This is a genomic window from Cellulomonas sp. PhB150 (assembly GCF_003755175.1).
Lineage (GTDB): Bacteria > Actinomycetota > Actinomycetes > Actinomycetales > Cellulomonadaceae > Cellulomonas.
In genome coordinates, this window is the sequence record NZ_RKHX01000001.1 from 1,238,159 (window position 1) to 1,251,288 (window position 13,130).

At 67.5% G+C, this 13,130-nt stretch carries 21 protein-coding genes; all 21 read right to left on the bottom strand.

Annotation, left to right across the window (positions count from 1 at the left end):
• Positions 1-26: 26 nt before the first annotated feature.
• Positions 27-398, bottom strand: a complete 372-nt coding sequence (rplR, locus tag EDF34_RS05735; RefSeq protein ID WP_123370311.1) for a 50S ribosomal protein L18 — start codon at positions 396-398, stop codon at positions 27-29.
• A gap of 2 nt (positions 399-400) precedes the next feature.
• Entirely contained in the window at positions 401-940 is a 540-nt protein-coding gene (gene rplF, locus EDF34_RS05740; protein ID WP_123370312.1) for a 50S ribosomal protein L6, read from the bottom strand.
• A 25-nt stretch (positions 941-965) separates the two neighbouring features.
• Positions 966-1,364 (bottom strand): 30S ribosomal protein S8, encoded by a 399-nt coding sequence (rpsH, locus tag EDF34_RS05745; RefSeq protein WP_123370313.1) that lies wholly within the window; start codon positions 1,362-1,364, stop codon positions 966-968.
• Positions 1,365-1,451: 87 nt separating this feature from the next.
• Positions 1,452-1,637 (bottom strand): type Z 30S ribosomal protein S14, encoded by a 186-nt coding sequence (locus tag EDF34_RS05750; RefSeq protein WP_028045055.1) that lies wholly within the window; start codon positions 1,635-1,637, stop codon positions 1,452-1,454.
• Positions 1,638-1,639: 2 nt separating this feature from the next.
• Positions 1,640-2,212 carry a 50S ribosomal protein L5 gene (gene rplE, locus EDF34_RS05755; RefSeq protein WP_123370314.1) on the bottom strand — a complete coding sequence of 191 codons (573 nt, stop codon included), beginning with the start codon at positions 2,210-2,212 and terminating at the stop codon, positions 1,640-1,642.
• Complete coding sequence (gene rplX, locus EDF34_RS05760) at positions 2,212-2,553, bottom strand: 50S ribosomal protein L24 (protein ID WP_118767722.1); 342 nt, start codon at positions 2,551-2,553, stop codon at positions 2,212-2,214. Before rplX ends, rplE begins: the two co-directional genes overlap by 1 nt.
• Positions 2,554-2,555: 2 nt before the next feature.
• On the bottom strand, positions 2,556-2,924 hold the full coding sequence (gene rplN, locus EDF34_RS05765; protein ID WP_123370315.1) for a 50S ribosomal protein L14: 369 nt from the start codon (positions 2,922-2,924) through the stop codon (positions 2,556-2,558).
• A gap of 143 nt (positions 2,925-3,067) precedes the next feature.
• Positions 3,068-3,352 carry a 30S ribosomal protein S17 gene (gene rpsQ / locus EDF34_RS05770; RefSeq protein WP_123370316.1) on the bottom strand — a complete coding sequence of 95 codons (285 nt, stop codon included), beginning with the start codon at positions 3,350-3,352 and terminating at the stop codon, positions 3,068-3,070.
• Positions 3,353-3,359: 7 nt separating this feature from the next.
• Entirely contained in the window at positions 3,360-3,599 is a 240-nt protein-coding gene (gene rpmC, locus EDF34_RS05775) for a 50S ribosomal protein L29 (RefSeq protein WP_123370317.1), read from the bottom strand.
• Complete coding sequence (rplP, locus tag EDF34_RS05780) at positions 3,599-4,015, bottom strand: 50S ribosomal protein L16 (protein WP_123370318.1); 417 nt, start codon at positions 4,013-4,015, stop codon at positions 3,599-3,601. The genes rpmC and rplP overlap by 1 nt, the downstream gene beginning before the upstream one ends.
• 3 nt (positions 4,016-4,018) lie before the next feature.
• Positions 4,019-4,852: a 30S ribosomal protein S3 gene (gene rpsC, locus EDF34_RS05785; RefSeq protein WP_123370319.1), complete on the bottom strand. Its 834-nt coding sequence runs from the start codon at positions 4,850-4,852 to the stop codon at positions 4,019-4,021.
• Positions 4,852-5,223 carry a 50S ribosomal protein L22 gene (rplV, locus tag EDF34_RS05790; RefSeq protein WP_118767717.1) on the bottom strand — a complete coding sequence of 124 codons (372 nt, stop codon included), beginning with the start codon at positions 5,221-5,223 and terminating at the stop codon, positions 4,852-4,854. Before rplV ends, rpsC begins: the two co-directional genes overlap by 1 nt.
• Positions 5,224-5,279: 56 nt before the next feature.
• Positions 5,280-5,561, bottom strand: coding sequence for a 30S ribosomal protein S19 (rpsS, locus tag EDF34_RS05795; RefSeq protein ID WP_028045064.1), 282 nt, complete (start codon positions 5,559-5,561; stop codon positions 5,280-5,282).
• Between the two features lie 12 nt (positions 5,562-5,573).
• Positions 5,574-6,413, bottom strand: a complete 840-nt coding sequence (gene rplB, locus EDF34_RS05800; RefSeq protein WP_118767716.1) for a 50S ribosomal protein L2 — start codon at positions 6,411-6,413, stop codon at positions 5,574-5,576.
• Positions 6,414-6,431: 18 nt separating this feature from the next.
• Entirely contained in the window at positions 6,432-6,734 is a 303-nt protein-coding gene (gene rplW / locus EDF34_RS05805) for a 50S ribosomal protein L23 (protein WP_118767715.1), read from the bottom strand.
• Complete coding sequence (gene rplD, locus EDF34_RS05810) at positions 6,731-7,390, bottom strand: 50S ribosomal protein L4 (RefSeq protein WP_123370711.1); 660 nt, start codon at positions 7,388-7,390, stop codon at positions 6,731-6,733. Before rplD ends, rplW begins: the two co-directional genes overlap by 4 nt.
• A gap of 5 nt (positions 7,391-7,395) precedes the next feature.
• Positions 7,396-8,055 carry a 50S ribosomal protein L3 gene (gene rplC, locus EDF34_RS05815; protein ID WP_123370320.1) on the bottom strand — a complete coding sequence of 220 codons (660 nt, stop codon included), beginning with the start codon at positions 8,053-8,055 and terminating at the stop codon, positions 7,396-7,398.
• Between the two features lie 22 nt (positions 8,056-8,077).
• A complete protein-coding gene (rpsJ, locus tag EDF34_RS05820; RefSeq protein ID WP_013117879.1) occupies positions 8,078-8,386 on the bottom strand; it encodes a 30S ribosomal protein S10 in 309 nt (102 codons plus the stop codon).
• A 374-nt stretch (positions 8,387-8,760) separates the two neighbouring features.
• Entirely contained in the window at positions 8,761-9,513 is a 753-nt protein-coding gene (locus EDF34_RS05825; protein ID WP_123370321.1) for a hypothetical protein, read from the bottom strand.
• 132 nt (positions 9,514-9,645) lie between these two features.
• Positions 9,646-10,839 (bottom strand): elongation factor Tu, encoded by a 1,194-nt coding sequence (gene tuf, locus EDF34_RS05830; protein ID WP_123370322.1) that lies wholly within the window; start codon positions 10,837-10,839, stop codon positions 9,646-9,648.
• A gap of 121 nt (positions 10,840-10,960) precedes the next feature.
• On the bottom strand, positions 10,961-13,063 hold the full coding sequence (gene fusA / locus EDF34_RS05835; protein WP_123370323.1) for an elongation factor G: 2,103 nt from the start codon (positions 13,061-13,063) through the stop codon (positions 10,961-10,963).
• Between the last annotated feature and the right edge of the window lie 67 nt (positions 13,064-13,130).

A 13,130-nucleotide genomic window follows, 5' to 3' on the forward strand; every position in this document is an offset into this window, starting at 1 on the left:
AGTCCTCTTCTTCCGGTTCGTCGTCGTCACAGCGCCAGACCACCCTTGCGGGCACCGTCGGCCACCGCGGCCACACGGCCGTGGTACTTGTTGCCGCCGCGGTCGAACACGACCGCGTCGACGCCGGCTGCCTTCGCACGCTCGGCGATCAGCTCGCCGACCTTCGTGGCCTTGGCGGTCTTGTCGCCGTCCGCGGTCCGCAGGTCGGCCTCGAGGGTCGACGCGGAGACCAGGGTCTGCCCGATGCCGTCGTCGACGACCTGAGCGGTGATGTGGCGCGCGGAGCGCGTCACGACGAGACGGGGACGCTGCGCCGAACCCGAAACCTTCTTGCGAAGGCGCAGGTGACGACGCTGACGCGCCTTCCGCTTGCCCTTGCCGATGATCTTGATCGCCATGGCTACTTACCGGCCTTTCCGACCTTGCGGCGCACGTTCTCGCCCGCGTACCGCACGCCCTTGCCCTTGTAGGGCTCCGGCTTGCGGATCTTGCGGATGTTCGCGGCGACCTCGCCGACCTGCTGCTTGTCGATGCCCTGCACCGAGAAGCGCGTCGGGGCCTCGACCACGAAGGTGATGCCCTCGGGCGGGGTGACCACGACGGGGTGGCTGAAGCCGAGCGCGAACTCGAGGTCCGTGCCCTTGGCGACGACGCGGTAACCCGTGCCGACGATCTCGAGCTTCTTGACGTACCCGTCCGTCACGCCGGTGACGAGGTTCGCCAGCAGCGTGCGGGTGAGGCCGTGCAGCGAGCGCGAGTTGCGCTCGTCGTTCGGGCGGGAGACGACGAGTGCGCCGTCCTCGTTCCGAGCGACCTCGATGGGGGAGGCGATCGTGTGCGCGAGGGTGCCCTTGGGGCCCTTCACCGTCACGACGGCACCGTTGATGTTGACGTCCACGCCGGCCGGAACCGGGACGGGGACTCTGCCGATACGAGACATTGGCTAGCTCCTTTCCGTCTCGGAATTACCAGACGTAGGCGAGGACTTCCCCACCCACGCCCTTCTTGGCGGCCTGCTTGTCGGTCAGGAGGCCGGAGGACGTGGACAGGATCGCCACGCCGAGGCCGCCGAGCACCTTGGGCAGGTTGGTCGACTTGGCGTACACGCGCAGGCCCGGCTTGGACACGCGCTTGACGCCGGCGAGCGCACGCTCGCGGTTGGGGCCGTACTTCAGCTCGACGATGAGGTTCTGGCCAACAGTGGCCGCCTCAACCTTCCAGCCGACGATGTAGCCCTCCGCCTGGAGGATCTCCGCGATGTGCGACTTGAGCTTCGAGAACGGGATCGACACCTCGTCGTGGTGTGCCGAGTTCGCGTTCCGCAGACGCGTCAGGAAGTCTGCGATCGGGTCGGTCATGGTCATGGGGGCTTCCGCCCTTCCTCGCCGGGGTATCCCGCCCTGCTCTCGCAGGGCGGGACCTACCGACGCTTGTGTGTCAAAACTGAGGTGTTACCAGCTGCTCTTGGTGACGCCGGGGAGCTCGCCGCGGTGGGCCATCTCCCGCACGCAGATCCGGCACAGGCCGAACTTGCGGTACACCGAGTGCGGACGGCCGCAGCGCTGGCAGCGCGTGTAGCCGCGAACCGCGAACTTCGGCTTCGCAGCCGCCTTGTTCTTCAGAGCGGTCTTCGCCATGGTCAGTTCTCCTTGAACGGGAAGCCGAGGAGCTTGAGGAAAGCGCGACCCTCGTCGTCCGTGTCAGCGGTGGTGACGATCGTGATGTCCATGCCGCGGACACGGTCGATCTTGTCCTGGTCGATCTCGTGGAACATCGACTGCTCCGTGAGGCCGAACGTGTAGTTGCCGTGGCCGTCGAACTGCTTGGGCGACAGGCCGCGGAAGTCGCGGATGCGCGGCAGCGCGGTCGAGAGCAGGCGGTCCAGGAACTCCCAGGCACGGTCGCCGCGCAGCGTGACGTGCGCGCCGATCGGCATGCCCTCACGCAGCTTGAACTGGGCGATCGACTTGCGGGCCTTGGTGACCTGCGGCTTCTGGCCCGTGATCTGCGTGAGGTCGCGGATGGCGCCCTCGATCAGCTTCGAGTCCTTGGCGGCGTCACCGACACCCATGTTCACGACAACCTTGACCAGGCGCGCGACCTGGTTGATGTTCTCGTGGGAGAAGTCCTTGAACAGCGTCGGCTTGATCTCGTCGGCGTACTTCGTCTTGAGGCGCGGAATCGCCGGAGCCTCGATGGTCGTCTCGGTCATCAGACGTCCTTCCCGGAGCGCTTGGCGATGCGGACGCGAACGGTCCGGGTACGGCCATCACGCTCGACCTGCTCGGTGCGGTAGCCCACCCGGGTGCCCTTCTTGGTCTCCGGGTCGACGAGCATCACGTTGCTGATGTGGATGGGGGCCTCGACGGTCTCGATGCCACCGGTGCGCGTGCCGCGCTGCGTCTGGCCGGCCTTGACGTGCTTCTGCACGCGCTGGACGCCCTCGACGACGACGCGCTGCGTCTCGGTGAGAACCTCGAGGACACGGCCCTCGCGGCCCTTGTCACGGCCGGAGATGACGACCACGAGGTCGCCCTTCTTGATCTTCGCCATGGTCAGAGCACCTCCGGAGCCAGCGAGATGATCTTCATGAACTTCTTGTCGCGCAGCTCGCGGCCCACCGGGCCGAAGATGCGCGTGCCACGGGGCTCCCCGTCGGTCTTGAGGATCACTGCGGCGTTCTCGTCGAACTTGATGTACGAGCCGTCCGGGCGGCGGCGCTCCTTGCGGGTGCGCACGATGACGGCCTTGACGACGTCGCCCTTCTTGACGTTGCCGCCAGGGATCGCGTCCTTGACGGTGGCGACGATGACGTCACCGATTCCGGCGTAGCGGCGTCCCGAGCCACCGAGAACGCGGATGCAGAGAATCTCCTTGGCACCCGTGTTGTCGGCGACGCGAAGCCGCGTCTCCTGCTGGATCATCTACCTACTCCTGTCGTCTGGCGGGTTCTGCGCTGCGCTTCTCGCAGGCAGCCTGGCCGAACGGATAGTTGCCGTGATGCACACGTCGCGGCGGGGGCCGTTGCTGGCCCCCGCCGCCCGTGGGCAACTGGGGGTGGTGCTGCCTACTTGGCCTTCTCGAGGACCTCGACCAGACGCCACCGCTTGGTGGCGCTGAGCGGACGGGTCTCCATGATCAGCACGAGGTCGCCCACGCCCGCCGAGCTCAGCTCGTCGTGCGCCTTGACCTTGCTGGTGCGTCGGATGACCTTGCCGTAGAGCGGGTGCTTGACCCGGTCCTCGACCTCGACCACGACGGTCTTGTCCATCTTGTCGCTCACGACGTAGCCCCGGCGCGTCTTGCGCTGCGCGCGGTGCTCCGCCGTGGCGGTGGTGTGCTTGTCAGTCATGTCAGCCTCACTCGCTCGCGGTCGGAGCGGTACGGATGCCGAGCTCACGCTCGCGCAGGATCGTGTAGATCCGGGCGATGTCGCGGCGCACGGCCTTGAGACGCCCGTGGCTCTCGAGCTGACCGGTGGCCGACTGGAAGCGAAGGTTGAACAGCTCTTCCTTCGCCTTCTTCAGCTCGGCAACCAGCTTCTCGTCGTCAAAGGCATCCAGCTCGGTGGGAGCCAGGTCCTTGGTCCCGATAGTCATCAGTTACCACCCTCGCGAACCACGAAACGGGTCTTCATCGGGAGCTTGTGCTGCGCGCGGCGCATGGCCTCGCGGGCAAGGGGCTCCGGGACGCCGGCGAGCTCGAAGAGAACTCGGCCCGGCTTGACGTTGGCGATCCACCACTCGGGCGAACCCTTTCCGGAACCCATGCGGGTCTCGGCAGGCTTCTTCGTGAGGGGGCGGTCCGGGTAGATGTTGATCCAGACCTTTCCCCCACGCTTGATGTGGCGGGTCATGGCGATACGAGCAGCCTCGATCTGGCGGTTCGTGACGTAGGCGGGCTCGAGAGCCTGGATGCCGTACTCACCGAACGAGATCGACGTACCACCGGTCGCGGCGCCGGAGCGCCCCGGGTGGTGCTGCTTGCGGTGCTTCAGCCTGCGCGGGATCAGCACGGCTCAGGCCTCCGTTCCGGACTCAGGGGTTGCCTCGGGGCTGGCCTCGACAGCCGGCTCGGCCGCAGGGGCGTCCGTCCGCTCGCGGCGGGGGGCAGCGGCACGGGGGCCACGGTCTCCACCACGCTCGGGACGGTCGCCACGCGGGCCGCGCGACGGACGGGGAGCCTGGGTCGCCTGCTCGCGGGCGAACTCCTTCTCCGTCATGTCGCCCTTGTAGATCCACACCTTGACGCCGATACGGCCGAACGTGGTGCGGGCCTCGAAGAAGCCGTAGTCGATGTTCGCGCGCAGCGTGTGCAGCGGCACACGACCCTCGCGGTAGAACTCCGTGCGGCTCATCTCCGCGCCGCCGAGGCGACCGGAGACCTGCACGCGGATGCCCTTGGCGCCGGCACGCTGCGCCGACTGGATGCCCTTGCGCATGGCACGGCGGAACGAGACGCGGCTCGCCAGCTGCTCGGCGATGCCCTGGGCGACCAGCTGCGCCTCGATCTCGGCGTTCTTGACCTCGAGGATGTTGAGCTGGACCTGCTTGCCCGTGAGCTTCTCGAGCTCGCCGCGGATGCGGTCGGCCTCCGCGCCACGACGCCCGATGACGATGCCCGGGCGGGCGGTGTGGATGTCGACGCGAACGCGGTCACGCGTGCGCTCGATCTCGACCTTGGCGATGCCGGCCCGCTCGAGACCCGTGCTCATGAGCTTGCGGATCTGCACGTCCTCGCGGACGTAGTCGCGGTAGCGCTGGCCCGGCTTGGTCGAGTCAGCGAACCACCGCGAGCGGTGATCGGTGGTGATGCCCAGGCGATACCCGAGCGGGTTGACCTTCTGTCCCACTATCGGGTCCGTCCCTTCGTGCTCTGGCGCTCCGCAACCACGACCGTGATGTGGCTCGAACGCTTGAGGATCTGGCTCGCACGGCCCTGCGCCCGGGGGCGGAACCGCTTGAGGGTCGGCCCCTCGTCGACGAAGACCTCGGAGATGTAGAGGTCCGCCTCGTCGAGACGCTCACTGTTGCGCTTGGCACCCTCGACCGCGTTCGCGATCGCGGACTGCACCGTCTTGAGGACGGGCTCCGCCGCAGACTGCGGTGCGAACTTCAGCACCGCGACGGCCTCGCCGGCCTGCTTGCCACGGATGAGGTCCACGACGCGCCGGGCCTTCTGGGGAGTGACGCGGACGAACCGCGCGCTCGCCTTGGCTTCCATTGCTGTCCTGCTCTCTTGTCTCTGCCGGTGAGGGCGTCGCCTGGCTGACCCGGGGGTCAGCGGCGACGGCCCTTCCGGTCGTCCTTCTCGTGGCCGCGGAACGTCCGCGTCGGAGCGAACTCGCCGAGCTTGTGCCCGACCATCGACTCCGTCACGAACACCGGGGTGTGCTTGCGTCCGTCGTGCACGGCAAAGGTGTGGCCGAGGAAGTCCGGGGTGATCACCGATCGGCGCGACCACGTCTTGATGACGTTCTTCGTGCCGGCCGTGTTCTGGACATCGACCTTCTTCTGCAGGTGACCGTCGACGAACGGGCCCTTCTTCAGGCTACGTGGCATCTCAGGCTCCTATCAGCGCTTGTTCTTGCCGGTGCGCCGACGGCGCACGATGAGCTTGTCGCTCGGCTTGTTCGGGTGGCGGGTACGGCCCTCGGCCTGACCCCACGGGCTGACGGGGTGACGTCCACCGGACGTCTTGCCCTCGCCACCACCGTGCGGGTGGTCGATCGGGTTCATGGCGACACCACGGACGGAGGGGCGCTTGCCCTTCCACCGCATACGGCCGGCCTTGCCCCAGTTGATGTTCGACTGCTCGGCGTTGCCCACCTCGCCGACCGTGGCGCGGCAGCGCAGGTCGACGTTGCGGATCTCACCGGACGGCAGACGCAGCTGGGCGTAGGGGCCGTCCTTGGCGACGAGCTGCACGGACGCACCAGCCGAACGGGCGATCTTCGCGCCGCCACCGGGCTTGAGCTCGATGGCGTGGATGACCGTACCGGTCGGGATGTTGCGCAGCGGCAGGTTGTTGCCGGGCTTGATGTCGGCGCCGGGGCCGTTCTCGATGACGTCGCCCTGCGACAGCTTGTTCGGCGCGATGATGTAGCGCTTCTCGCCGTCCGCGTAGTGCAGGAGCGCGATGCGCGCCGTGCGGTTGGGGTCGTACTCGATGTGAGCGACCTTGGCCGGCACGCCGTCCTTGTCGTGACGACGGAAGTCGATGACGCGGTACGCACGCTTGTGACCGCCACCCTTGTGACGGGTGGTGATGCGGCCGGTGGAGTTGCGGCCACCGGTCTTGTGCAGCGGGCGGACCAGCGACTTCTCCGGCGTGGAGCGCGTGATCTCGACGAAGTCGGCGACCGACGAGCCACGACGGCCCGGGGTAGTCGGCTTGTACTTACGGATTCCCATGAGTTCTCAGTCCTTCGATCAGCCGACCGGACCGCCGAAGATGTCGATCGTTCCCTCGCGGAGGGTGACGATCGCACGCTTCGTGTCCTTGCGGCGGCCGGTGCCGAAACGGGTCCGACGGGACTTGCCCTGTCGGTTCGCGGTGTTGACCGAGTCGACCTTGACGCCGAAGACCTGCTCGACGGCGATCTTGATCTCAGTCTTGTTGGCGCGCGGGTCCACGAGGAAGGTGTACTTCCCCTCGTCCAGCAGGCCGTAGCTCTTCTCCGACACGACGGGGGCGAGCAGGATGTCGCGCGGGTTCTTCCCGAGGTCGCTCACTTGGACTCCTCCTTCGCACCCTTGACGGGGCCGGCGAGGAACGCGTCGAGCGCGCCCTGCGTGAAGACGACGTCATCCGAGATGAGCACGTCGTACGTGTTGAGCTGGTCGGCGACGAGCAGGTGGACCCGCTCGACGTTGCGCAGCGACTTCCACGTGATCTCGTCCGAACGCTCGACGACGACGAGGACGTTCTTGCGACCCGACAGGTTCTCGAGCACGGCAAGAGCGGACTTCGTCGACGGCGCGGTGCCGGGCGCGAAGCCCGAGACCACGTGGACGCGACCCGCGCGGGCGCGGTCCGAGAGAGCACCGCGGAGCGCCGCGGCCTTCATCTTCTTGGGGGTGCGCTGGCTGTAGTCGCGCGGCGTGGGGCCGTGGACGACGCCACCACCGGCGAACTGAGGCGCACGGGTCGAGCCCTGACGGGCGCGGCCGGTGCCCTTCTGCTTGTACGGCTTGCGGCCGCCACCACGGACCTCGCCACGAGACTTCGTGTCGTGGGTGCCCTGGCGAGCCGCCGCGAGCTGCGCGACGACGACCTGGTGGATCAGCGGAACATTGGTCTGCACGTCGAAGACGTCCGCGGGCAGCTCGGCCTGGCCGGCCTTGGTGCCCTGGGCGTCGAGGACGTCGACGGTCAGCGTGTCACTCATCGTGTTCACGCACCCTTCGCAGCGGAACGCACGACGACGACGCCACCCTTGGGGCCGGGAACGGCACCCTTGACGAGGATGTAACCCCGCTCGGCGTCGACCGCGTGCACGGTCAGGTTCTGGGTGGTCTGACGGGCGACGCCCATCCGACCGGCCATCTTGATGCCCTTGAACACGCGCGACGGCGTCGAAGCGCCACCGATCGAGCCGGGCTTGCGGTGGTTGCGGTGCGCACCGTGGGAAGCGCCGACTCCGTGGAAGCCGTGGCGCTTCATGACACCAGCGGTGCCCTTGCCCTTGGTGGTACCGATGACGTCGACGATCTGGCCGGCCTCGAAGGCCGCCGCGGTGATCTCCTGACCGAGCGCGAACTCGGCAGCGTCGGACGTACGGATCTCGGCCACGTGCCGGCGGGGGGTGACCCCGGCCTTCTCGAAGTGGCCCTTCAGCGGCTTGGTGACCTTGCGCGGGTCGATCTGGCCGTAGGCCAGCTGGACCGCGGCGTAGCCGTCAGCGTCAGCGGAGCGCACCTGGGTGACGACGTTCGTACCGACCTCGACGACCGTCACGGGAACGAGGCGTCCTGCCTCGTCCCAGAGCTGGGTCATGCCGAGCTTGCGGCCGAGCAGAGCCGTCACGGGGCGCTCGTTCTGCTGGGTAACCATAGAAATCAGTTCCTTCCCAGCGTCAGAGCTTGATCTCGATGTTCACGTCCGCAGGCAGGTCGAGACGCATGAGCGAGTCGACGGCCTTCGGCGTGGGATCGATGATGTCGATGAGCCGCTTGTGCGTGCGCATCTCGAAGTGCTCGCGGCTGTCCTTGTACTTGTGGGGCGACCGGATGACGCAGAACACGTTCTTCTCCGTCGGCAACGGCACCGGACCCACGACCGACGCACCAGCGCGAGTCACCGTGTCGACGATCTTGCGCGCCGAGCTGTCGATGACCTCGTGGTCGTAGGACTTGAGCCTGATGCGGATCTTCTGTCCCGCCATGGCGTCGTCTCAATCTCTCTCTTCGAACCGGGACCGTCCGACCCCCGCACTCGGGCGTGTCGCTCTTCGCGCCATGCCCGTGCGCTGCGTACCGTGAGGCACGAGGTCGGTGGTTGTTGTCGAGCGTCCACCACCGGGTTGACCCCGGGGTCCGGACACTCGCCACGTCTGTCAGCCCTGCTGGTCGAGCGCGCACGAACGCGCCACCTCAGCGGGCAACTTGTACAGTCTGCCAGACGCCCCACCCAAAGGCCAATCGCCTCCGTCACACCCTGGCCCGCGATCGCCGTGATCTCGCGCACAGCGGCACCGACCCGTCGGGCCACGGCCCCCCGGCCCGCTCCCCCGTGCCCGACCCGCGGGCGCCGGGCCGGTCAGCGGGACTGGGTGTCCGGGTGGTCGACCCTGAGGGTGCCCAGGCCGCCGCCGATCTTCAGCTGGTAGTAGTCGTCGCCCAGCGGGTCGGTCTCGAGGTCGGTCCCCGCGCCGACGCCCTGCGTCGACTTCCCGTCGATCAGCACGGTGCCGACGCCGGACGTGACGCTCGCCCGAGCGCCCGTGACCTGCGGCAGGTGGACGACGAGGTCCTGCGCGCCGGCGGCCTGGTCGATCGTCACCGCGCCGTCCGACTTCGGCAGCGTCAGCGTGATGAGGCGCGCTCCCCCGCGCAGCTCCAGCGCCGCGAGCCGGCCGCCCGTGAGGTTGACGTCGACGGTGTCCATGCCCTCGGTGATCGCGAGGGTCCAGGCGACGTCGGGCGCGAGCCGCAGGTGGACCAGCCCGCCGTTCAGCTGCAGGCGGTCGCCGTCGGCGGTGGGCTGGGCGTTGCCGTCGCTGTCCGCGCGCAGCAGGTCGTCGTCGTCCGCGTCGGCCGTGACCTGCAGGGCCTGGGCGCTGCCCGCGATCGTCAGGGTCGACGCATCAGCCGTCCCGCGGGCGACCGTCGCCGCCTCCTGCGTCGCCGGTCCGCCGGCAGCGTCCGACGGGTCGTCGTCGGACCAGGGGTGCGTGGCCACCAGGGCGATCACCACCGCGACGACGACGCACACGGCGACGACGACCCAGCCTGTGCGGGACGAGCGGTCAGGACGGTGGGCGCGGCGGGCAGGCTCGGTGTCGATGGTCACGAGCGCCGACGGTACCGACCTGCGCGCGGGCCCGCACCCGGACCTCAACGTTTCAGTTCAGGGATGACGAGAGGGCCCGGGTGCCGAAGCACCCGGGCCCTCCCGGTGGATCAGTGCCCCGAGGGGCTCGGATCACTTGATGATCTTGATGACCTTGCCCGAGCCGACGGTGCGGCCACCCTCACGGATGGCGAAGCCGAGGCCCTCCTCCATGGCGATGGGCTGGATCAGCGTGACGGAGATCTCCGTGTTGTCGCCGGGCATGACCATCTCGGTGCCCTCGGGCAGCGTGATGACGCCGGTGACGTCGGTCGTACGGAAGTAGAACTGGGGGCGGTAGTTCCCGTAGAACGGGTTGTGACGGCCACCCTCGTCCTTGGCCAGGATGTAGACCTGGCCCTCGAACTCCGTGTGCGGCGTGATCGAGCCGGGCTTGACGACGACCTGGCCGCGCTCGACCTCCTCGCGCTTCGTGCCACGCAGCAGCAGGCCGACGTTCTCGCCCGCCTCGGCGTAGTCGAGCAGCTTGCGGAACATCTCGACGCCGGTGACCGTGGTCTTGATCGCCTTCTCCTTGATGCCGACGATCTCCACCTCCTCGTTCACCTTGAGCGCGCCGCGCTCGACGCGACCGGTGACGACCGTGCCACGACCGGTGATCGTGAAGACGTCCTCGATCGGCATGAGGAACGGCTTGTCGATCTCGCGGACGGGGTCCGGCACGTTCTCGTCGACAGCGTCCAGCAGGTCCTCGACGGACTTGACCCAGACCGGGTCGCCCTCGAGGGCCTTGAGGCCGGAGACGCGCACGACGGGGACGTCGTCGCCGTCGAAGCCCTGCGCGGAGAGGAGCTCACGCACCTCCATCTCGACGAGGTCCAGGATCTCCTCGTCGTCGACCATGTCGGTCTTGTTCAGCGCGACGAGCAGGTAGGGCACGCCGACCTGACGGGCGAGCAGGACGTGCTCGCGCGTCTGGGCCATCGGGCCGTCGGTCGCCGCGACCACGAGGATGGCGCCGTCCATCTGCGCCGCACCCGTGATCATGTTCTTGATGTAGTCCGCGTGACCGGGAGCGTCGACGTGAGCGTAGTGACGCTTCTCCGTCTGGTACTCCACGTGCGCGATGTTGATGGTGATGCCGCGCTGCTTCTCCTCAGGCGCCTTGTCGATCTCGTCGAAAGGCGTGAAGGGGTTCAGGTCGGGGTACTTGTCGTGCAGCACCTTCGAGATCGCGGCGGTCAGCGTCGTCTTGCCGTGGTCGACGTGACCGATGGTCCCGATGTTGACGTGCGGCTTCGTCCGCTCGAACTTCGCCTTGCCCACTGGGTGTCCTCCTCAGGACTTGGTAGAGATTGCCCGTCTGCCGGTACCGGACGGTACCTGCCAGGCGTGCTGTCCTACGGGTCGGTTTATGTGATGGAACTACAGGGTTCGACCTGTGGGACTACTCGCCCCGGGTCTTCTTGATGATCTCCTCGGCAACATTCCGAGGAACCTCGGCGTAGCTGTCGAACTGCATCGAGTACACCGCACGGCCCTGCGTCTTGGAACGCAGGTCGCCGACGTAACCGAACATCTCGGAGAGGGGCACCTGCGCGCGAATGACCTTCACGCCGGTTGCGTCCTCCATGGACTGGATCATGCCGCGACGGGAGTTGATGTCGCCGATGACGTCGCCCATGTACTCCTCAGGGGTACGGACCTCGACGGCCATGACCGGCTCCAGGAGAACCGGGTCAGCCTTGCGGACCGCTTCCTTGAGGATCATCGAGCCCGCGATCTTGAACGCCATCTCCGAGGAGTCGACGTCGTGCGCGGCACCGTCGAGAAGGATCGCCTTGACGCCCACCAGCGGGAAGCCCGCCAGGACGCCGAGCTGCATCGCGCTCTGGATACCCGCGTCGACAGACGGGATGTACTCGCGCGGGATGCGGCCACCGGTGACCTTGTTCGAGAACTCGTAGAGCTCGCCCTCGGCCGGGTCCAGAGGCTCGAAGCTCATCTGCACCTTGGCGTACTGGCCCGATCCACCGGTCTGCTTCTTGTGGACGTAGTCCATCTTCTCGACCGTGCGGCGGATCGTCTCGCGGTACGCGACCTGCGGCTTGCCGACGTTGGCCTCGACCTTGAACTCGCGCCGCATGCGGTCGACGAGGATGTCGAGGTGGAGCTCGCCCATGCCGCCGATGACGGTCTGGCCGGTCTCCTCGTCGTGCTTGACGCGGAAGGTCGGGTCCTCCTCGGCGAGCTTCTGGATGGCGATGGAGAGCTTCTCCTGGTCGCCCTTCGTCTTCGGCTCGATGGCCACGTCGATGACGGGCTCCGGGAACGTCATGGACTCGAGCACGACCGGCGCCGACGGGTCGCTCAGGGTGTCACCGGTGGTGACGTCCTTGAGGCCGATGAAGGCGTAGATGTGGCCGGCGGTGGCGTCCTCGACCGGGTTCTCCTTGTTGGAGTGCATCTGGAAGAGCTTCCCGATGCGCTCCTTCTTGTTCTTGGTCGAGTTGAGCACCTGGGCACCCTGCGAGACCTTGCCGGAGTAGACCCGGACGTAGGTCAGCTTGCCGAAGAACGGGTGCGAGGCGACCTTGAACGCGAGGGCCGAGAACGGCTCCGTCGAGTCGGGGTGGCGCTCGACGACGAGCTCGGGGTCCTTCATGTCGTGGCCCTCGACAGCCGGGACGTCCAGGGGCGTCGGCAGGTAGTCGATGACGGCGTCGAGCATGGGCTGGACGCCCTTGTTCTTGAACGCCGAGCCGCACAGGACCGGGTAGGCCTCGCTCGCGACGGTGAGCTTGCGGATGCCGGACTTGATCTCGGCGACCGTCAGCTCCTCGCCACCGAGGAACTTCTCGAGCAGCTCGTCGTCGGTCTCGGCGACGGCCTCGAGGAGCTCGGCCCGGTACTGGTCGGCCTTCTCGACGAGGTCGGCGGGGATCTCCTCGACCTCGTACTTCTCGCCCAGGGCCGTCTCGCCGCGCCACACGAGCGCGCGCATCTCGACCAGGTCGACGACGCCGATGAAGTCGTTCTCGGCACCGATCGGCAGCTGGATGACCAGCGGCTTGGCCTTGAGGCGGTCGACGATCGTCTTGACCGTGAAGTAGAAGTCCGCGCCCAGCTTGTCCATCTTGTTGACGAAGCAGATGCGGGGGACGTCGTACTTGTCGGCCTGACGCCAGACGGTCTCCGACTGGGGCTCGACGCCCTCCTTGCCGTCGAACACGGCGACGGCACCGTCGAGGACGCGCAGCGAGCGCTCGACCTCGACCGTGAAGTCCACGTGGCCCGGGGTGTCGATGATGTTGATCTGGTTGTTCTTCCAGTAGCAGGTCGTCGCGGCGGACGTGATCGTGATGCCGCGCTCCTGCTCCTGCTCCATCCAGTCCATCGTCGACGCACCGTCGTGCGTCTCACCGATCTTGTAGTTGACCCCGGTGTAGAACAGGATCCGCTCGGTGGTGGTGGTCTTGCCGGCATCGATGTGAGCCATGATGCCGATGTTGCGGACCTTCGTGAGGTCCGTCAGCACATCCAGTGCCACGTGAGTTGCCCCTTATCGGTTGGCGTAGGTGGTCCCGCGGGCCCGCCCGCTTGCGCAGGCGGGCCGC

Bases quoted from the DNA above. Each gene is read 5' to 3' on its own strand.
- rplR (WP_123370311.1), bottom strand. From the start codon at position 398: ATGGCGATCAAGATCATCGGCAAGGGCAAGCGGAAGGCGCGTCAGCGT.
- rplF (WP_123370312.1), bottom strand. From the start codon at position 940: ATGTCTCGTATCGGCAGAGTCCCCGTCCCGGTTCCGGCCGGCGTGGAC.
- rpsH (WP_123370313.1), bottom strand. From the start codon at position 1,364: ATGACCATGACCGACCCGATCGCAGACTTCCTGACGCGTCTGCGGAAC.
- EDF34_RS05750 (WP_028045055.1), bottom strand. From the start codon at position 1,637: ATGGCGAAGACCGCTCTGAAGAACAAGGCGGCTGCGAAGCCGAAGTTC.
- rplE (WP_123370314.1), bottom strand. From the start codon at position 2,212: ATGACCGAGACGACCATCGAGGCTCCGGCGATTCCGCGCCTCAAGACG.
- rplX (WP_118767722.1), bottom strand. From the start codon at position 2,553: ATGGCGAAGATCAAGAAGGGCGACCTCGTGGTCGTCATCTCCGGCCGT.
- rplN (WP_123370315.1), bottom strand. From the start codon at position 2,924: ATGATCCAGCAGGAGACGCGGCTTCGCGTCGCCGACAACACGGGTGCC.
- rpsQ (WP_123370316.1), bottom strand. From the start codon at position 3,352: ATGACTGACAAGCACACCACCGCCACGGCGGAGCACCGCGCGCAGCGC.
- rpmC (WP_123370317.1), bottom strand. From the start codon at position 3,599: ATGACTATCGGGACCAAGGACCTGGCTCCCACCGAGCTGGATGCCTTT.
- rplV (WP_118767717.1), bottom strand. From the start codon at position 5,223: ATGGAAGCCAAGGCGAGCGCGCGGTTCGTCCGCGTCACTCCCCAGAAG.
- rpsS (WP_028045064.1), bottom strand. From the start codon at position 5,561: ATGCCACGTAGCCTGAAGAAGGGCCCGTTCGTCGACGGTCACCTGCAG.
- rplB (WP_118767716.1), bottom strand. From the start codon at position 6,413: ATGGGAATCCGTAAGTACAAGCCGACTACCCCGGGCCGTCGTGGCTCG.
- rplD (WP_123370711.1), bottom strand. From the start codon at position 7,390: ATGAGTGACACGCTGACCGTCGACGTCCTCGACGCCCAGGGCACCAAG.
- rplC (WP_123370320.1), bottom strand. From the start codon at position 8,055: ATGGTTACCCAGCAGAACGAGCGCCCCGTGACGGCTCTGCTCGGCCGC.
- rpsJ (WP_013117879.1), bottom strand. From the start codon at position 8,386: ATGGCGGGACAGAAGATCCGCATCAGGCTCAAGTCCTACGACCACGAG.